Source organism: Pseudomonas sp. B22(2017), from assembly GCF_002113105.1.
Classification (GTDB): Bacteria; Pseudomonadota; Gammaproteobacteria; order Pseudomonadales; family Pseudomonadaceae; genus Aquipseudomonas; species Aquipseudomonas asiatica.
The window spans coordinates 77684-96921 of record NZ_NEJN01000009.1; the positions used below are offsets into that span (position 1 = coordinate 77684).

Sequence of the window (19238 nt, forward strand, 5' to 3'; positions counted from 1 at the left end):
AACGGGATTTGCCGGCTGGCGCAGTTTCGCGCAGGATGCACGACAAAATACGTCGGGATGCTACACCCGTAAAAACATGTATTAAATTGAAAACCATTTTCATTAATGCAGTAGCATACCTGGCAGTTTCCGTTGCACCGTGAAGCCTAAGGAGCCCGCTTGTCCACGCCTGTCGAACCATTGCGTTTGCTGCTGTTGGCCGATGAGCCGGAATGGGGCGCGCTGCTACGCGAGTGCATGCCTGCCCAGGGTGGCAGTGCCGTGCTGCTGACGGCGCCGAACTGGGACTCGGTCGACAACCTGTTCAACCAGGACCGCCAGGCTGTCGTGCTGGCAACCCCGGCCCTGCAGCCCGCGCCTGGGCGCTGCGAGCTGCCGACCATCCTGCTGCTCGACCACGAGCCTCAGTTAGCGCCCAGCGCCGTCAGTGACTGGCTGGTGCGTGACCAGCTCAATGCCGACACCTTGCGTCGCTCGCTGCGCCATGTGCGCGAGCGCGGCGTGCTGGTGGCCACCTTGCAGCGCCTGGCCGAGCAGGATCCGCTGACCGGCATCGCCAACCGCCAGGGCTTCCAGGCCTTGCTGACCGCGCGCCTGGCCGAGAACGACGGCCGTGGGCTTGCCCTCGGCCACCTGGACCTGGACAACTTCCGCCACGTCAACGACGCCCTTGGCCACCAGAGCGGCGACCGCCTGATCCTGCAGGTGGTGGCGCGGCTGAAACAGCAACTGGAGGCGGGCGACCAACTGGCGCGCCTGGGCAGCGACGAGTTCGCCCTGCTGATCGACACCCGACGCGACCCCAACCGTGCCGAGTGGATTGCCGAGCGGATTGTCGAGGCGTTGGCCGAACCCTACTGGATCGACGGCGAAAGCCTGCTGCTGGGCTGCAGCCTGGGCCTGGCCCATGCCCGCGCCCAGGGTGGTGCCGACCCGCTGATGTGGCACGCGCACATCGCCATGCGCCAGGCCAAGGGCAGCCAGGGCTGCACTTTTCATGTGTTCAACGAGCGCATCAACCGCAACGCCCGCAGCCTTGCGGATCTGGAAAGCGAATTGCGCCGCGCCCTGCGCCGGGACGAGCTGGAGCTGCATTACCAGCCGCGGTTGAACCTGGCTGACGGGCGCATCGTCGGCCTCGAGGCGCTGGTGCGCTGGCGGCATGCCGAGCGTGGCCTGTTGCCGCCCAGCGAGTTCGTGCCGCTGGCCGAGCAGAGCGGCCTGATCGTGCCGCTGGGCTACTGGGTGATTTCCCGAGCCCTGCGCGACATGCAGGCGCTGTGCGAGCGCGGCCTGGAGCCGCTGCACATGGCGGTCAACCTGAGCTTCCGCCAGTTCCAGGACAGCCAGTTGCTGGCGACCTTGAGCCGCCTGATTCTCGAACATGGTGTGGATGCCCGCTGGCTCGAATTCGAGCTCACCGAAACGGCGGTGATGCGCCGCAACGAGCTGGTACGCCAGACCATGGACGCCCTGGGGCGCCTGGGTGTGCGCTTCTCGCTCGATGATTTCGGTACCGGGTTCTCTTCGTTCGTGCACCTAAACAGCCTGCCGATCACCTTGCTCAAGGTGGACCGCAGCTTTGTCGCGGAGATGGAAATGCGCGAGGAGAACCGCAAGCTTGTGCACGCCATGATCAACCTGGCGCACAACCTCAACCTCGAGGTAGTGGCCGAAGGTGTGGAGAGTGAAGAGCAGATGGCGTTGCTGCGCGGGTTTGGCTGTGACCAGGTGCAGGGCTTCCTGGTCAGCAAGCCGCTGCCGGTGGGGGAGTTGATGGAGTTCTTGCTGCAGGCGACCGGCTGCCAGTTGGGCACAGCCCTTTAGGGCCCTTTCGCGGGTGAACCCGCTCCCACAGGCTTTGCACAGGATTCAGACCCTGCGCAGTCCCTGTGGGAGCGGGTTTACCCGCGAAGAGGCCCGCAAGTCAGGCCGAAGCCGTCGCCGCTCCACCAATCCCGGCCTTGCCCAAAAGCCGCTTCATCCGCCACTCAAAGCCAAAGGTCAGCGCCACCGCCGCACACGCCAGCCCCAACGCCAGCCCCCACCACACCCCGACCGCGCCACCGCCCAGGGTAAAGGTGAACAGCCAGGCGCTCGGCGCCCCCACCAGCCAGTAGCACACCAGCCCGATCAGGAAGGTAGTCTTGGCATCCTTCAGCCCACGGATCGAGCCCATCGCGATCGTCTGCATGCCATCGAACAGCTCGAACCACGCAGCCACCATCAGCAACTGCACCGCCAGCTGGAAGATCGCCGCAAATGCCGGGTCGTCACGGTCGATGAACAGCCCCACCAGCGCATCGGGCAGCAGCCAGAACAGCGCGGCGAAGGCAAACATGATCATCGCCCCGAAGCCGATGCCCACCCGCCCGGCGCTGCGCGCCGCCAGCAGGTTGCCGGCGCCGTAGTACAGCCCCACGCGCATGGTCACCGCATACGACAACCCGGTCGGCACCATGAACGCCGTGGAGACGATCTGCAGGGCGATCTGGTGCGCCGCCAGCTCGGTACTGCCCAGCACGCCCATGCACAGCGCGGCAAAGGCGAACAGGCCGACTTCCACCATGTAGGTGCCGCCAATCGGCAGGCCCAGCCGCCACAGCTCGCGCAGGGCCGGCAGCGAAGGGCGCGACAGGCCCTTGCGCAGTGGGTAGGCGGCATAGGCGCGGTGCCAGCGGATATACAGTGCCAAGGCAATGGCCATGCCCATCGACACCACCGCGGTGACCAGGCCGATGCCCATCAGGCCCAGCTTGGGCAGGCCGAACATGCCTTCGATCAGCACCACGTTGAACAGGTAGTTGAGCACCGTGCCGACCAGGCTGATGACCATCACCGGCGTAGACCGGCCCAGCGCGCTGGTGAAGCCGCGCAACGCCATGAAGGTCAGGTAGCCGGGCAGCGCCAGTGGCAGCAGGGTGAGGAATTCGGCGGCCGATGCAACGTTCTCGGGCTTTTGCCCGAACAGCAGCAGTACCGGCTCAAGGTTCCACAGCACCAGCGCAGCGAACAGCGCCAGGCCCCAGGCCAGCCACAGGCCACCCTGCGCCAGGCGGGTGGCGCCCTCGATGTCGTTGGCGCCCTTGCGAATGGCCACCAGGGTGCCGACCGCAGCGATCACGCCAAGGCAGAAGATCGACACGAACGAGTAGCTCGCCGCGCCCAGGCCGCCACCAGCCAGGGCTTGCGGGCTGATGCGGGCCATCATCAGGGTATCGGTCAGCACCATCAGCATGTGCGCCAACTGCGAGGCGATCAGCGGCCCGGCCAGGCGCAGCAAAGCCTTGAGTTCTGTGGTGGGCGCGACATGCATGGGGGCAGTCCTTTTCCTGGGGTGATCAACGAAGGGCGATTCTGAGGCTTTGGTCAACTTTGCACAAAAGGATAAAAGCGATCATTGGCATGAGTCTGACTCATGTATATATGCTTCCCGGTGATTCATTTCACAGCCCCGTATGGCAGGTGCCTCATGTCCCGTCAGCTCCCCCCGCTGTATGCCCTGCGCGCATTCGAAGCCGCCGCGCGGCTAAGCTCCTTCACCCGTGCCGGCGAAGAGCTGTCGATTACCCAGAGCGCGGTCAGCCGGCATATCCGTACGCTGGAGGAGCATTTTGCCTGCCGCCTGTTCGTGCGCAGCGGCCGCAGCCTGCAACTGACCGAAGCGGCGCGGGTGCTGCTGCCTGGTGTGCGTGAAGGCTTTGCCGCGCTGGAACGGGCTTGCGATACCTTGCGCGGTGAGGATGACATCCTGCGCATGAAGGCTCCCTCGACCCTGACCATGCGCTGGTTGCTGGCGCGCCTTAGCCGCTTTCGCCACTTGCAGCCTGGCAACGAAGTGCAGCTGACCAGCGCCTGGATGGATGTCGACCATGTGGACTTCAACCAGGAGCCGTTCGATTGCGCGGTGTTGCTCAGCGACGGGGTGTTCCCGCCGGAATGGGAGGTGCGCAGGTTGTTCCCGGAGCTGCTGATCCCCGTGGGTGCGCCAGACCTGCTCGACGAGGAACCCTGGGACGAGCGTCGGCTGGCCTGCATAGAGCTGCTGCACCCCACGGTGGACAAGCGCGACTGGCGGGAATGGTTGGAGCGCATGGGGCTGAGTGACAAGGTTTCGCTCAAGGGCGGGCAGGTCTTCGACACCCTGGAGCTGGGCATGATTGCCGCGGCGCGTGGCTATGGCATTTCCATGGGTGATTTGCTGATGGTGGCCGAGGATGTGGCGCAGGGGCGCTTGAGCCTGCCTTGGCCGACGGCGGTGCCCAGCGGGATGGATTATTACCTGGTGTGGCCGCGCACTCGGCCAGGGGGCGAGCGGTTGCGGCGTTTGAGCGCGTTTCTGGAAGAGGAGGTGGCGGCGATGGATTTGCCGGATGTGCAGATCCTGCCGCCCCTTTGATCGCCTGTGCCGGCCTCTTCGCGGGCTTGCCCGCTCCCACAGGTTTGGGGGCAACTGTCTGTGTTGCCTGCCCTGGCCTCATCGCCGGCAAGCCAGCTCCCACAGGGACTGCATTTGCCTCAGGCTCGATGCCATCCTGTGGGAGCTGGCTTGCCGGCGATAGGGCCGCGAAGCGGCCCCTGCGATCTACAGCCTTACATCGAGCCCAGGTTCAACGCCTGTGCACACGCCTGCAGCGACCGACGCTCGCTCTGCGCATACAGCGCCAGCTCATCCTGCACCTGCAGCCCCAGCGCTGCTTCGAACGCATCGCGGTTGGCGTTGCTGCCGTACTCGGCCTGCGCATCGTCACCCAGGTTGGACTGGAAGATCCCCGCCGCGCTCACCGGCAGGAAGTCCTCGTACACCAGCGCCTCGAAATGCACATGGCCAGCCTCGATCAGCCCATCCAGTGTGGTCGGGCGGTCGTCCTGGTCGCGCGCAGCCAGGCCTTTCTCGGTGGCGAAGTAGCGGAAGTAGGCCAGCCCTTGTTCACGCATCTGCGCCAGGTCGTCCGGGAACTCGGCAAAGGTGTCCTTCAACAACGCCATGTAGCGTTCGGCATTGGCCTCGGCCGGGGCGCCACCCAGGGCGGCGCGGGTGGCGTCTAGCAGCTTGTCGTACAGCTGGCGGCCTTTCGGCGTCAGCGCCGCGCCGCGTTGCTCGATTTCGCCGAAGCGCGCGGTGTGGCTACCTTCGCTGCCCTGCTGGTCGCTGAACGCGACCTTTTCCTGCAGGGCCTTGAAGCTGGTCTGGCGCAACAGAATCGGGTGACGGCGGGTGGGCGGGCCTTCGACCACGGCCTTTGGCGGGATGCCCTTGGCCGGCATGCCAAGCTGGATTGCATCGATGTCCAGGGTGCGCGGGGTCAGATGGTTGATGTGCGGGCCCTTGAAGGCCACCACATCGGCGATCAGGCGGTGCTGGTCGTGCAACTGCTGGTACTGCTCGGCAGTGACGGTGGCGTCATGGTGCCACCGGAAGGTGTGCAGCGCTTCCTGCACGAACGCCTCGGCATCGGCGGCATTCAGGCCACCATCGCGCTCGCATTGGTCGATCAGCTCAAGGGCGCGGGCGGTGAAGATCTGGCGCTTGGCCAGGATGCTCTCTGCCAGCTCGCGCAATTGCGGGTTGTCGATCAGCTCCAGGCGCAGCAGCGAAGTGAATACGCGGAACGGGCTGACGTGCAGTGACTGCTCGTGCACCGCGCGGAAGGCGGTGGAATGCACCGGCACGCCGGCGGAACTGAGGTCGTAGTAGCCGACTGGCTGCATGCCCATGACCGCGAACAACCGTGCGATGGTGGCCAGCTCTGCGGCGGTGCCGACACGGATGGCGCCGTGGCGCTCCTGATCCAGGCGCTCGATTTCGCCGGTCCAGCGCAGGGCCTCGGCAACCTCGGGTTGCTGGACCATGACCTGCTGGTTGATTTCGCTCACCAGCTCCAGCAGCGTGCCGTACAGGGGCACTTCCTGTTTGTACATGAGCGACATGGCGGCAGAGAACTGCGCGCGGATGCTGTCGGGGCTGACGAAATCGTGGGCGGGCATCGCTAGCTTCCTGGTTGGGTTCGGACGCTTACATGAAAGCTGGGAATGCACTTTGCTCACAAGCGAAAAAAAGTGAGTGTGTCATTCCTTTTTTGATCGACCTCAAGGGCCCTATCGCCGGCAAGCTAGCTCCCACAGGTTGGACACAGGATTCAGCAATTGTGGAGCTCCCTGTGGGAGCTGGCTTGCCGGCGATGGGCCGCAAAGCGGCCCCGGCAATCTCAAGCCTGAAGCTGCTCGCGAATCCATTCCACCAACGCCCTTACCTTGGGCACCTCCGCCGCATGCTCGGCATACGCCAGGTAATGCGCCCCGGCACTGCGCATCGCATGGTTCCATGGCACCACCAAACTCCCCTCGGCCAGCTCCTTCGCCGCCAGGTAGCGCGGCACCAACGCCACCCCGCACCCGGCCTGCGCCGCGCTCAAGGCCATGTAGAAGGTATCGAAGCGCGGCCCGTGGTAGGCACTGACGCTCTGCAAGCCCAACTCCAGGAACCACTCGTGCCAGGCCTCTGGCCGCGAGGTGCTCTGCAGCAGCACCAGGTCGGCCAGCTCCCCGGCATCGTTCAGTTCACGCCCGGCCAGCAACTCCGGCGCACATACCGGCACCACCTCTTCACCGAACAGCTCCACGCAGGTGGCCCCCGGCCAAGTACCCTGGCCATAGAAGAACACCACGTCCGCCGAGCCTTGCAGCAGGGCGAAAGGCTCCATCTCGTTGCGGATGTCCAGGTGGATGTTGTTGTGGCGCTTGCCAAAACCCTTGAGGTGCGGGATCAACCAGCGCACGCCAAAACTCGGCTGAGTGGCTACCTTCAATATCTCGGTCTGCTCGCCGTAGGTGAGCACATAGCGGCTGGACATATCCACCTGGGTGAGGATCTTGTTGACCTCGGCCAGGTACAGGCTGCCCGCCGGCGTCAGCTGCAGACGGCGGCGGATACGCAGGAACAGGTGGTGGCGCAGCATGTCTTCAAGCTGCGCCACCTGCTTGCTGACCGCGCTCTGGGTCAGGTGCAGCTCTTCGGCGGCACGGGTAAAGCTCAAATGGCGGGCTGCAGCTTCGAAGCACTGCAGGGCGGTCATGGAGGGCACCAGGCGTTTGGACATAGCGGTCTCTGCGGCTCAAATCATTACCTGACGGAATGATATGCGGAATAAAGGTCGTTTGTTGCACCGGTGTGATCGGATTAATACTGATCCACATCATTTTTCCACCCCATCACCCGATGTAGGAGATGCACAAATGGTTGCTGGACTGCTCGAGCGCCTTGGCGTTGCTGCCGAGGCTTACACCCAGGGCGACTACCCTGTTCACACGCCGATCGACGGCAGCCAGATCGCCTCGGTGAAACTGCTCGGCAAGGCCGAGACCATCGCCCGCATCGATCAGGCCCAGAGCGCCTTCGAAGCCTGGCGCAGCGTGCCGGCCCCGCGCCGCGGCGAGCTGGTGCGCCTGTTCGGCGAAGTGCTGCGTGAGCACAAGGCCGACCTCGGCGAGCTGGTTTCGATCGAAGCCGGCAAGATCACCCAGGAAGGCCTGGGCGAAGTGCAGGAAATGATCGACATCTGCGACTTCGCCGTTGGCCTGTCGCGCCAGCTGTACGGCCTGACCATCGCTTCCGAGCGCCCTGGCCACCACATGCGTGAAACCTGGCACCCGCTGGGCGTGGTCGGCGTGATCAGCGCCTTCAACTTCCCGGTCGCAGTCTGGGCCTGGAACACCGCCCTGGCCCTGGTCGCCGGTAACTCGGTGGTATGGAAACCGTCCGAGAAGACCCCGCTGACCGCCCTGGCTTGCCAGGCGCTGTTCGAAAAAGCCCTGAAAGCCTTCGGTGATGCCCCGGCTGGCCTGGCACAACTGGTGATCGGCGGCCGTGAAGCCGGCGAAGCCATGGTCGACGACCCGCGCGTACCGCTGGTCAGCGCCACCGGCAGCACCCGCATGGGGCGCGAAGTCGGCCCACGTGTGGCTGCCCGCTTCGGCCGCAGCATCCTCGAACTGGGCGGCAACAACGCCATGATCCTGGCCCCGAGCGCCGACCTCGACTTGGCCGTGCGTGGCATCCTGTTCTCCGCAGTCGGCACCGCCGGCCAGCGTTGCACCACCCTGCGCCGCCTGATCGTGCACCGTTCGATCAAGGACGAAGTGGTTGCCCGCGTCAAAGCCGCCTACGGCAAGGTGCGCATCGGTGACCCACGCAAGGACAACCTGGTGGGCCCGCTGATCGACAAGCAGTCGTTCGACGCCATGCAGGGCGCGCTGGCCAAGGCCCGCGACGAAGGTGGCCAGGTATTTGGTGGCGAGCGTCAGCTGGCCGATCAGTACCCGAACGCTTACTACGTATCGCCTGCCATCGCCGAAATGCCGGCGCAGAGCGACGTGGTGCGCCACGAAACCTTCGCCCCGATCCTCTACGTGCTGGCCTACGACGACTTCGAAGAGGCCCTGCGCCTGAACAACGAAGTGCCACAAGGCCTGTCGTCGTGCATCTTCACCACCGACATCCGTGAGGCCGAACGCTTCCAGAGCGCCTCGGGCAGCGACTGCGGCATCGCCAACGTCAACATCGGCACCAGCGGCGCCGAGATCGGCGGTGCGTTCGGTGGCGAGAAGGAGACTGGCGGTGGCCGTGAGTCCGGTTCGGATGCCTGGAAAGGCTACATGCGTCGCCAGACCAACACCGTGAACTACTCGCGCGAACTGCCGCTGGCGCAGGGTATCGTGTTCGACTGATCGGCTGATGCTGCATGGCCGGGGGCCTGGCCCCCGGTTCGCGGGTAAACCCGCTCCCACAGGTACAACACAGTTTTCGAAACCTGTGATGCACCTGTGGGAGCGGGTTTACCCGCGAATGGGTCGCACAACGGCCCCAAACAAGAACAAATTGCTGGAGCCGGGCCATGTCCGAACTGCGTCAAGAATGCTTGTGGGAATTCGTCAGCAAACCGACCGTCGCCGCCCAGGCCCTGGCCGGTGAGCACAAGGCCGATGTCTGTGTGATCGGTGGCGGTATTACCGGCCTGTCGGCGGCCATCCACCTGCTCGAACAGGGCAAGTCGGTGATCCTGCTGGAGGCCTGGAAGATCGGTCACGGTGGCTCCGGGCGCAACGTCGGCCTGGTCAACGCCGGTACCTGGATCCGCCCCGACGATGTCGAGGCCACCCTCGGCCTGCAGCAGGGCAGCCGCCTGAACAAGGTGCTCGGCGAGGCCCCGGCTGAAGTGTTCGCCATGATCGAGCGCCTTGGCATCGACTGCCAGGCCCAGCACAAAGGCACGCTGCACATGGCGCACAACGCCACCGGTATCGCCGACCTGGAGGCCCGCCACGAGCAATGGCGCCGCCGTGGTGCCGATGTGGAGCTGCTGACCGGCGCCCAATGCCAGGAATACTGCGGCACCGACAAGATTTCCGCCGCGCTGCTCGACCGCCGCGCCGGCACCATCAACCCCATGGGCTACACCCAGGGCCTGGCCGCAGCGGTGGCACGCCTCGGGGGCAAGCTGTTCCAGCAATCTTCGGTCGAAGGCCTGGAGCGTGACGGCGATGCCTGGCGGGTGAAGACCGCACGTGGTTCGGTGCGCGCCGACAAGGTGGTGATTTCCACTGGTGCCTACACCGAAGGCGACTGGAGCAACCTGCAGAAGCAGTTCTTCCGTGGCTACTACTACCAGGTGGCATCCAAGCCGTTGCAGGGTGCTGCAGCCGACAAGGTGCTGCCACATGGCCAAGGCTCGTGGGACACCCGCACCGTGCTCAGCAGCATCCGTCGCGACGACCAGGGTCGCCTGCTGCTCGGTAGCCTGGGCCGGGTCGACAACAAACCGGCGTGGTTCGTGCGCAGCTGGGCTGACCGCATCCAGAGCCACTATTACCCGGAGCTGGGCAAGGTCGAGTGGGAAATGCACTGGACCGGCTGCATCGACTTCACCCCAGACCACCTGATGCGCCTGTTCGAACCGGCGCCGGGGCTGGTGGCGGTAACCGGGTACAACGGGCGGGGCAATACCACCGGGACCGTGATTGGCCGGGCGTTTGCCGAGTTCCTGCTGAAGGGGGAGGCGGGCAGCCTGCCGATTCCGTTCTCGCCGATGAAGGGCGTGAGTGCGCCCTCGCTGCGGACTGCGTTCTATGAGTCCGGGTTCTCGCTGTACCACGCGGGGCAATGCCTAAGGGTTGTGTTGTAAGCACCGGCCCTATCGCCGGCAAGCCAGCTCCCACATTGATCGCATTGCTCTTAAAGCCTGTGCAGTGGGAGCCGGCTCGCCGGCGATAGGGCCGGCACAGGCTTACTTGTGCAACCAGCTGAGAAAACCGCCCTTCTTGATCGAAACCGGCTTCTGCAGCAACAACGACTCCCGGCTCTGCCGCCGAAACCGCTGCAACTTGCTCAACGCCGTTTGCACATCGCCGCGTTGCACCAGGCAGCTCTTCACCTGTTCCTTGTCGATCCGATACAGCACGCAACCGGTCAGCGTGCGGAACTCGGCCAGCGAGTCCTCTTCGTCGATGATTCCTTCGATCCCCAGCACCTCGCCCGGTCCCATGCGCCCGGCCTCGACAAGCTTGTCGCCATCGCGGATCGACGCCGAAACCACCCCGCTGCCAATCACCAGCAAATGATCGGAATGCTCGCCCACGCCCAGGATTACCTGGTCGGCCAGGTATTCCACCGCCGTCATGCGCTGGCTCAACGTATCGCGCTCTTCAGCGCTCAGCGAGCGGAACACCCGCACCTCATCCAGCACCTCGCGCTGGCGGCTGCGTGGTGGCATGGCCAGGTCGGTGTTCCACATTACCCCGCTGGCCTCCAGGTGCCGGTGGGCCAGGTCGAACAGCTGATTGCGCGCGTCGCCCTTGGCGCCCGCGTCGGCCACGAAGCCGCTGGCTTCGTACTCCACTGACTCCAGCGTCGAGGCTTTCACCGTCACCTTTGGTCTTGGTGTAGCCAGGATGGCACTGACGCCTTGCAAGGCTTTTTCCAGAGCATCGAACACCCGTTTGGGCCGCACCTTGGCCGGTACCACCACGCTGACCGACACCCCGTGCACATCGGCCGGGCGGCTGTGGTTGAGCAGCCGGGCCTTGGCCGCCACCGAGTTGGGGATCACCGCCAGGCTGCCGGTGCTGGTAAGCAGGCGGGTGGCGCGCCAGTCGATTTCCAGCACCTTGCCTTCGGTGCTGTCGATGGAGATCGAGTCGCCAATCTGATACGGCCGCGTGGTGTTCAGGATGATGCCACTGAACACGTCGGCCAATGTGCTCTGCAGCGCCAGGCCGATGACGATGGCCATTACCCCCGATGTAGCCAGCAGGCCCTTCACCGGCAACTGCAACACATAACCTGCGGCGGCGACCACCGCAGCCAGGAAGATCAGCGCCCCCAGCACATCCTGCAGCAAACGCCCGCCATGGCTGCCACGGGCACCCAGCAACAGGCCGAACACCACCGTCACCGTGCGTGCGCCGAACAGCCACCAGCCGATCGCCAGGACCGTGGCGATCAGGTTGCGCGAGACATCATCGGGCCAGGGTGGTGGTTGCATCGGGCTCATGCCGGCAGCCACCAGTACCGAGCTGAACAGCAGGAACAGCACCAACCGCGTGCCGATACGCCAGGCGCGTTGCTGGAGAGGAATCAGTTGCCAGAGCACGAGGTCGAGCAGGACCAGGGCGGTGCCGAGCAACAACGGGTATGACTGGATGAACGCCAGCATGGTGGTCTCGGGTGAGGGGAGGGCTGTGGGTAGTAATAGAGCAGGTTGGCCGGGCAGGCAATGACAGCCTGTGCCGACCTCTTCGCGGGCTTGCCCGCTCCCACAGATGTTGTGCATGAGTTGATGGATGCGCGATCCCTGTGGGAGCGGGCAAGCCCGCGAAGAGGCCGGCAAATCCAGCATCAATCCATCGTTCACAAAACAGAACGCTAGAGCCAAAAACTGCTATCTACCGCCCAAAAGGTCATGGTTTTAATCTTCTCCCATCAACGCGAAACACCCAACTTACTGAAAAGATCAAAACCTTAGGAGCAACGACCATGACCAACTTCAAATACAACCGCCTGAACAAAGACGACGCCGCTGTCCTGCTGGTCGACCACCAGGCTGGCCTGCTGTCCCTGGTCCGCGACATTGAGCCGGACGCGTTCAAGAACAACGTATTGGCCCTGGCCGACCTGGCCAAGTTCTTCAACCTGCCGACCATCCTCACCACCAGCTTCGAACAAGGCCCCAACGGCCCGCTAGTACCAGAGCTGAAAGCCCTGTTCCCGGACGCCCCCTACATCGCCCGCCCAGGCCAGATCAACGCCTGGGACAACGAGGACTTCGTCAAGGCGGTGAAGGCCACCGGCAAGAAGCAGCTGATCATCGCCGGCGTGGTGACCGAAGTGTGCGTAGCCTTCCCGGCGCTGTCGGCCCTGGAGGAAGAGTTCGAAGTGTTCGTGGTCACTGATGCCTCCGGCACCTTCAACGCCATGACCCGCGACGCCGCCCACGACCGCATGAGCCAGGCCGGCGCACAACTGATGACCTGGTTCGGCGTGGCCTGTGAGTTGCACCGCGACTGGCGCAACGACATCGAAGGCCTGGCCGCGCTGTGCTCCAACCACATCCCGGACTACCGCAACCTGATCACCAGTTACAACGCTTTCAACGCCAGCAAGTAAGCCAGATGCGCGGGCACCGCCAGCCGGTGCCCGCCAAGGCAGCACACCTGTCCAATCCAGCGCCCGTCCGCCGTTGCACAGTGGATGCGGGCAAGCTCATCCCAAGGAACGCCGATGAACACCGCACCCCAAGACAACCACGACGTAGTGACCGTATGCCTGCAACACAAGGTAATCGCCAGTTCGACGGGCGCTACGCCGGCGCAACCGCCGCGCTGGAAGCAGGCCCTGCTGACCTACCTGGTGATCTGCCCGATGACCATGATCATTCCACAACTGCTGGCACCGTTGTTCGCACGCTTTCCGCAGTTGGGGGGCGCGATCACCGGCAACCTGATCGTCAACCTGTTCGTCATCCTGCCCGTGGTGTTCTACATCATGCCTTGGGTAACCCGCCGCTGCGCCAACTGGCTGCGTGGCTGAGCCCGGCCTTTACCTCGACATTTTCAAGGAGATACCGACATGAGCACGTTCGTTACCCGCGATGGCACTTCGATCTACTTCAAGGACTGGGGCAGCGGCAAACCTGTGCTGTTCAGCCACGGCTGGCCACTGGATGCCGACATGTGGGATTCGCAGATGGAATTCCTGGCCAGCCGCGGCTACCGCGCCATCGCCTTCGACCGCCGTGGTTTCGGACGTTCGAGCCAGCCATGGAACGGCTACGACTACGACACCTTCGCCGATGACATCGCCCAGCTGATCGAACACCTCGACCTGCGCGACGTGACCTTGGTGGGCTTCTCGATGGGTGGCGGCGACGTCAGCCGCTACATCGCCCGCCACGGCAGCGAGCGTGTGGCCGGGCTGGTGCTGCTGGGCGCGGTGACGCCGGTGTTCGGCAAGCGTGACGACAACCCTGAAGGTGTCGACCTATCGGTGTTCGAGGGTATCTGCGCCGGCCTGCGTGCCGACCGGGCGCAGTTCATCGCCGATTTCGCCACGCCGTTCTATGGCATCAACCATGGGCAGCAGGTGTCCCAGGGTGTGCAGACCCAGACCTTGAACATTGCGCTGATGGCATCGATCAAGGGCACCCTGGATTGCGTGACCGCGTTCTCCGAAACCGACTTCCGCCCGGATATGGCCAAGATCGATGTGCCGACCCTGGTGATCCACGGTGACGACGACCAGATCGTGCCGTTCGAGAGCACCGGCAAGCGGGCGGCGGAGCTGATTCGTGGGGCTGAGCTGAAGGTGTATGCGGGGGCGCCGCACGGGTTTGCGGTGACTCATGCACAGCAACTGAACGAGGACCTGCTGGCGTTCCTTCAGCAGTAATTGTGGGAGGCATTCGCGGGCACGCCCGCTCCCACAGGGACACCACCGGCCTTGAAGACGGTGGTACCTCCTGTGGGAGCGGGCGTGCCCGCGAAGAGGCCTGCCCAGGCAGCACAAATGCTGAACAGGGCTAACCTTCAACCACCCACCGCACATCCATCCAAGCCTTGCCCCTACACCAACCGGCATGCTCCGCAGTTGCGCCTGCCCGCTGCCGCACCAGACGGAGAACCCCATGTCCCAGGACCGCAACGACAAGACCCGTCGCCAGTTCCTCGCCACCAGTACCGTGCTCGGTGCCGCTGGCGCGCTCTGGTCCGCATTGCCCTTTACCGGTTCCGCCGGTTCCGCTCACGCATCCACCCAAGGAGGTTCCATGACCGCCGATCTGATTCTGTTCAACGGCAAACTGCACACCGTTGATCGTGAAAAGCCCACCGCGACCGCCGTCGCCATCAAGGATGGCCGTTTCATCGCCGTGGGCAACGACGCCGAAGCCATGGCCCACAAGGGCGCCACCACGCAGATCATCGACCTCAAGCAGCGTACGGTCATCCCTGGCCTGAACGACTCGCACCTGCACCTGATCCGTGGTGGCCTGAACTACAACCTGGAGCTGCGCTGGGAAGGCGTGCCTTCGGTGGCCGATGCCCTGCGCATGCTCAAGGACCAGGCCGCGCGCACGCCGACCCCGCAGTGGGTGCGTGTGGTCGGCGGCTGGAACGAGTTCCAGTTCGCCGAAAAACGCATGCCCACCCTGGAGGAAATCAACCAGGCCGCACCTGACACCCCGGTATTCCTGCTGCACCTGTATGACCGCGCACTGCTCAACCGCGCCGCGCTCAAGGCAGTCGGCTACACCAAGGACACGCCCAACCCGCCGGGCGGCGAGATCCAGCGTGACAAGTTCGGCAACCCGACCGGCATGCTCATCGCCCGCCCCAACGCGATGATCCTCTACGCCACCCTGGCCAAGGGGCCGAAGCTGCCGCTGGAATACCAGGTCAACTCCACCCGCCAGTTCATGCGCGAGCTCAACCGCCTGGGCCTGACCAGTGCCATCGATGCCGGTGGTGGCTACCAGAACTACCCGGACGACTATCAGGTGATCCAGGAGCTGGCCGACAACAACCAGCTGACCGTGCGCATTGCCTACAACCTGTTCACCCAGAAGCCCAAGGAAGAGCTGGACGACTTCCGCAAGTGGACCTCCAGCGTGAAGCTGCACAGCGGTACCGACTTCCTGCGCCACAATGGCGCCGGCGAGATGCTGGTGTTTTCCGCCGCCGACTTCGAGGACTTCCTCGAACCGCGCCCGGACCTGCCGCAAACCATGGAACAAGAGCTGGAGCCGGTGGTGCGCCACCTGGTCGAGCAGCGCTGGCCGTTCCGCCTGCATGCCACCTACAACGAATCGATCACGCGCATGCTCGACGTGTTCGAGAAGGTCAACCGGGACATCCCGTTCAATGGCCTGCCGTGGTTCTTCGACCATGCCGAAACCATCACCCCGCAGAACATCGAGCGTGTGCGTGCGCTGGGCGGCGGTATCGCGATCCAGGACCGCATGGCCTTCCAGGGTGAGTATTTCGTCGACCGCTACGGAGCCAAGGCTGCCGAGCAGACCCCGCCGATCAAGCGCATGCTCGACATGGGCGTGCCGGTGGGCGCCGGTACCGACGCCACCCGCGTGTCCAGCTACAACCCGTGGACCTCGCTGTACTGGCTGGTCAGCGGCAAGACCGTCGGTGGCATGGAGCTGTACCCGGAAGGCCTCAGCCGTGACACTGCGCTGCAGCTGTTCACCCAGGGCAGCGCCTGGTTCTCCAGCGAGCAGGGCAAGAAAGGCCAGATCAAGGTGGGCCAGCTGGCTGACCTGGCGGCGCTGTCGCTGGACTTCTTCAGTGTCGATGAAGAGGCGATCAAAGGCATCGAGTCGGTGCTGACCGTGGTCGATGGCAAGGTGGTGTATGGCGCGGCGGAATTCGACAAGCTCGGCCCGCCCCAGGTGCCGGTGCTGCCGGAGTGGTCTCCGGTGACCAAGGTGCCGGGCCACTGGCGCGTGGGCACGCCGTCGCTGGCAGCGGTGGCGCACCAGTGTGTCGGGCCTTGCGGGGTGCATGCGCACAGCCATGAGAAGGCACGGCATTCGAGTGTGCCGGTGAATGACTTCCAGGGCTTCTGGGGGGCGCTGGGTTGTTCGTGCTTTGCTTTCTAAGCTGAGCTGATGTGAAAAAAGGGGGGCCAGTTATTGGCCCCCTTTTTTGTTCCTTCAGTGCTGGCCCCTTCGCGGGCTCGCCCGCTCCCACAGGGATCGCACAAAGTCTGAGGGCTGTGGTGCACCTGTGGGAGCGGGCGTGCCCGCGAAGAGGCCGGAAAGGCCAACATCAATGGTGAGCCTTGTACTCAGCTCCAGCCAACAGATGCCGAATCTTCACTTCCACCCCATCGGTCTGCAGCATCCGCACCCTGGCCTCGATCTTCAGCTCACCCCGGGTAACCCGGTGGTGATGCCGCAAATGCTCCAGCCACGATTCCTCGAAGAAGAACTCCAGCCACAACGCCGGGTCCGCGCTGTCGCGCATCAACCCCCACGACAACGCGCCATTGCGCTTGCGCATCGCCTCCAGCTCCCGCGCTGCCTGCTGGAACGCCTCGGCCTTGGCCGGGTCGATGTGGTATTCCACGGTGACCATCACCGGCCCGCTTTCCTTGTCCATGTCGTCGCTCAGCAGCGGCACCGGCCAATGCAGTGACGGCGTCAGCTCCTCGGCTGCGGTTTCCGGCAGCGTCACCTTGCAGGTCAGCAGCGTGCCCAGTGCCAGGCCTCCTGCGGCCAGCAGCAGGCTCAAGGTGATCGTTGCATGGCTGGCCAGCGTGCCCCACAGCAACCCGCCACTGGCCATGGCACCAAAGAAGATCAGGATGTACACCGACAGCGCACGCGCCCGTACCCAGGCCGGCACCGAGGTCTGCGCCGCCACCTGCAGGTTGGACAGCACGGCAATCCACGCCGCGCCGCTGAGCAGCATTGCCGGCAGCAGCACATAGAAGTTGCGCACCAGCGCCAGGGCGAGCAGGAACAGGGCATACAGCAGGCTGGCGAGCAGCACCAGGCGGTCGCGGCTGATGCGTTCGCGCAGGCGTGGCAGCAAGGTGGCGCCGGCCACCGCGCCGATGCCGATGGCCGCCAGCAGCAGGCCGAAATCGGCGGCGGTGCCATGCATCTCGCCACGCACGATCAACGGCAGCAGCGAGGTGCCCGCGCTGGCGCAGAAAAAGAATGCCAAGGCGCGCAATATCACCGCCTGCAAGGGTTTGGCACTGCGCGCGAAACGCAGCCCGGTGCGCATGGCGCCGACGAAGCGCTCGGCCGGCAGCAGCGGCTCCTTCACCTCGCGCTTCCACAGGAACAGCACCAGGATCACCCCGGCGAACGAGATGGCATTCAGGGCGAAGGTCAACCACGGGCCTACCATGCTCACCACCACGCCCGCCAAAGCCGGGCCGATGGCGCGCGACACATTGATACCGACACTGGAAAGCGCCACCGCGTTGGCCAGGTCGTCCTTGCCTACCAGCTCCGGTGTCAGCGCGCTCCAGGCCGGCATCATCAGTGCCGTGCCGATGCCCAACGCCAGGGTAAGCACCAGCAGCAGGGTGACGTTCATCAGCCCGAGCAGGGTCAGGGCCGCCAGCACCACGGCCACCGAAGACATCCACAGTTGCACCAGCAACAGGTAGCGGCGCTTGTCGACGATATCCGCCGCCGCGCCGGCCGGCAGGGCGAGGAAGAACATTGGTAGCGAGCCGGCTACCTGGATCAGGGCCACGTGCAACGGGCTGGCCGACAGCGTGGTCATCAGCCAGCCGGCGCCCACCTCATGCATCCAGGTGCCGATGTTGGAAGCGATGGTGGCGATCCACAGCATGCGGAAGGTGGCGTTGCGCAATGGGCTCCAGGCGCCTGAAGGGGTCGTGCTCATGTCAGAAGCTGCCTTTGAGTGGGTATTCGATGATCAGGTAGATCCGGTCGATGTCATCGCCGGCCTGGGCCTGGTTGGCGCGGTGGCTGACGTGGGAAAACGACAGGCTCAGGTCCTTGGCGGCGCCCGACTGCACCACGTATTTCAGGTCGATGTCGCGCTCCCAGTGCTTGCCGCCGGCGCCGTACTGGCCCACATAGACGCCGCCTGCCGGGGCATGCCTGCCGTCGATGCCACGGCCGCTGACGTAGCGGCCCATCAGGCTCAGGCCGGGGGCGCCGAGGGTGGCGAAGTCGAGGTCGTAGCGCAGTTGCCATGAGCGCTCGCCGGGGCCATTGAAGTCGGCGTACTTGATCGAGTTGGCCAGGTAGATGGAGTCGCCGCCGACGAAGTCGAACGGGGTATCGCCCTCGACCTTCTGGTAGGCCAGGCTCAGCGCCTGGGCGCCGAAGCAGTACCTGGCCAGCAGGCTGTAGGCGAGGGTGTCGATTGCCCCGGCACTGGCATTGCCGGTGTCGTGGGTCTTGTACAGGTTGCCGTCCAGGCGCCAGTTGCCCTCGGCCAGGTTCAGGTTGAGGTAGGCCTGGCGCCAGGTGTCCTCCAGCTGGCCTGCGTACAGTGCGCCGCCGAATGGCCCGTCGGGTGCGAACGCGGCACCGGCCAGGCTGATGGCACGGTTGTCGGTGGTGGCGCCGTAGCCGCTGAAGTCATCATGGCTGGAGCTGTTGTCCTGGTTGTTGAAGGCGGTGAAGTGCCCGGCCTGCAGGCGCCAGTCGGGCAGGTCGGTGTTGTCCAGGAACCAGCCGGTGGCGTACTCCGGGTGCAGGCGTTTGTCGCTGGTGTCGAACACCGGGGTTTCCACGGTCATTTCGCCGTAGCGCAGTTGGGTATTGCCCATCCGCAGCTTGAGTGCGGCGCCGGCGCTGGAGTAGTCGGACTCGGCGCGGCCATCGCTGTCGCGCGGCAGCAGGCCGGTGCCGGCATGGCCGCGGCCCCCGTCCAGCTTGAGGCCGAGAAAACCATGGGCATCGATGCCGACGCCGAGTGTGCCCTCGGTGAAGCCGGAGCGGATTTCGCCAATGAAGCCCTGGGCCCATTCCTGGCGGTAGTTCTGGCTACTGCCGGAGGGCGAGCGGAAGTCGCTGTGCAGGAAGTAGTTGCGGCTGAGCAGCGACCAGCCGGGCTCTTCGGCCTGGCTGAGCGCCGGGCACAGGGCGAGGGTGGCGAGCAGGGCGCGGCCTGGTCCGTGGGTGGCGCGGATCATGGGGGCTCCGGGAGGGATGATCCGAGACTGTGGAGGAAGGATAGGC

Annotated in this window: 14 protein-coding genes; 8 read left to right on the plus strand and 6 right to left on the minus strand. The window is 64.8% G+C overall.

All coding sequences use genetic code 11. The features are described 5' to 3' along the window. The first annotated feature begins 159 nt into the window (after nt 1–159). A complete protein-coding gene (locus CAG18_RS18310; RefSeq protein ID WP_085721326.1) occupies nt 160–1827 on the plus strand; it encodes a bifunctional diguanylate cyclase/phosphodiesterase in 1668 nt (555 codons plus the stop codon). A gap of 100 nt (nt 1828–1927) precedes the next feature. Here CAG18_RS18310 and CAG18_RS18315 read toward each other — a convergent pair whose 3' ends face one another. Beyond that, nucleotides 1928–3316 (minus strand): NorM family multidrug efflux MATE transporter, encoded by a 1389-nt coding sequence (locus CAG18_RS18315; protein WP_085721327.1) that lies wholly within the window; start codon nt 3314–3316, stop codon nt 1928–1930. A 156-nt stretch (nt 3317–3472) separates the two neighbouring features. Here CAG18_RS18315 and CAG18_RS18320 point away from each other — a divergent pair, with 156 nt between their 5' ends. Continuing rightward, nucleotides 3473–4399 carry a LysR substrate-binding domain-containing protein gene (locus CAG18_RS18320; RefSeq protein WP_015272317.1) on the plus strand — a complete coding sequence of 309 codons (927 nt, stop codon included), beginning with the start codon at nt 3473–3475 and terminating at the stop codon, nt 4397–4399. 194 nt (nt 4400–4593) lie between these two features. Here the strand turns inward: CAG18_RS18320 and CAG18_RS18325 are convergent, their stop codons facing one another. Both CAG18_RS18325 and CAG18_RS18330 read right to left on the minus strand, forming a co-directional pair. Next, nucleotides 4594–5988, minus strand: coding sequence for a VOC family protein (locus CAG18_RS18325; protein WP_085721328.1), 1395 nt, complete (start codon nt 5986–5988; stop codon nt 4594–4596). Between the two features lie 221 nt (nt 5989–6209). After that, on the minus strand, nt 6210–7100 hold the full coding sequence (locus CAG18_RS18330; protein ID WP_015272315.1) for a LysR family transcriptional regulator: 891 nt from the start codon (nt 7098–7100) through the stop codon (nt 6210–6212). Between the two features lie 136 nt (nt 7101–7236). Between CAG18_RS18330 and CAG18_RS18335 the strand changes: the two genes are divergently transcribed. Next, nucleotides 7237–8727, plus strand: a complete 1491-nt coding sequence (locus CAG18_RS18335) for an aldehyde dehydrogenase family protein (RefSeq protein ID WP_003253547.1) — start codon at nt 7237–7239, stop codon at nt 8725–8727. Nucleotides 8728–8894: 167 nt separating this feature from the next. Beyond that, a complete protein-coding gene (locus CAG18_RS18340) occupies nt 8895–10181 on the plus strand; it encodes an FAD-binding oxidoreductase (RefSeq protein WP_013974769.1) in 1287 nt (428 codons plus the stop codon). 102 nt (nt 10182–10283) lie between these two features. On the opposite strand, the gene CAG18_RS18345 is transcribed toward CAG18_RS18340, so the two are convergent. After that, complete coding sequence (locus CAG18_RS18345) at nt 10284–11711, minus strand: mechanosensitive ion channel family protein (protein WP_085721329.1); 1428 nt, start codon at nt 11709–11711, stop codon at nt 10284–10286. Between the two features lie 320 nt (nt 11712–12031). Here CAG18_RS18345 and ycaC point away from each other — a divergent pair, with 320 nt between their 5' ends. The 4 genes from ycaC to CAG18_RS18365 all read left to right on the plus strand — a co-directional run bounded on the left by ycaC (nt 12032) and on the right by CAG18_RS18365 (nt 16160). Then, on the plus strand, nt 12032–12661 hold the full coding sequence (gene ycaC, locus CAG18_RS18350) for an isochorismate family cysteine hydrolase YcaC (RefSeq protein WP_015272313.1): 630 nt from the start codon (nt 12032–12034) through the stop codon (nt 12659–12661). 114 nt (nt 12662–12775) lie between these two features. Beyond that, a complete protein-coding gene (locus CAG18_RS18355) occupies nt 12776–13084 on the plus strand; it encodes a hypothetical protein (RefSeq protein WP_085721330.1) in 309 nt (102 codons plus the stop codon). A gap of 39 nt (nt 13085–13123) precedes the next feature. Next, complete coding sequence (locus tag CAG18_RS18360) at nt 13124–13942, plus strand: alpha/beta fold hydrolase (RefSeq protein WP_085721331.1); 819 nt, start codon at nt 13124–13126, stop codon at nt 13940–13942. Between the two features lie 376 nt (nt 13943–14318). Next, on the plus strand, nt 14319–16160 hold the full coding sequence (locus CAG18_RS18365; RefSeq protein ID WP_015272310.1) for an amidohydrolase: 1842 nt from the start codon (nt 14319–14321) through the stop codon (nt 16158–16160). A 169-nt stretch (nt 16161–16329) separates the two neighbouring features. On the opposite strand, the gene CAG18_RS18370 is transcribed toward CAG18_RS18365, so the two are convergent. Together CAG18_RS18370 and CAG18_RS18375 are read right to left on the minus strand one after the other, a co-directional pair. Then, nucleotides 16330–17928 carry an MFS transporter gene (locus CAG18_RS18370; RefSeq protein ID WP_085721332.1) on the minus strand — a complete coding sequence of 533 codons (1599 nt, stop codon included), beginning with the start codon at nt 17926–17928 and terminating at the stop codon, nt 16330–16332. A gap of 1 nt (nt 17929) precedes the next feature. Continuing rightward, nucleotides 17930–19192, minus strand: coding sequence for an OprD family porin (locus CAG18_RS18375; protein ID WP_085721333.1), 1263 nt, complete (start codon nt 19190–19192; stop codon nt 17930–17932). Nucleotides 19193–19238: the final 46 nt, after the last annotated feature.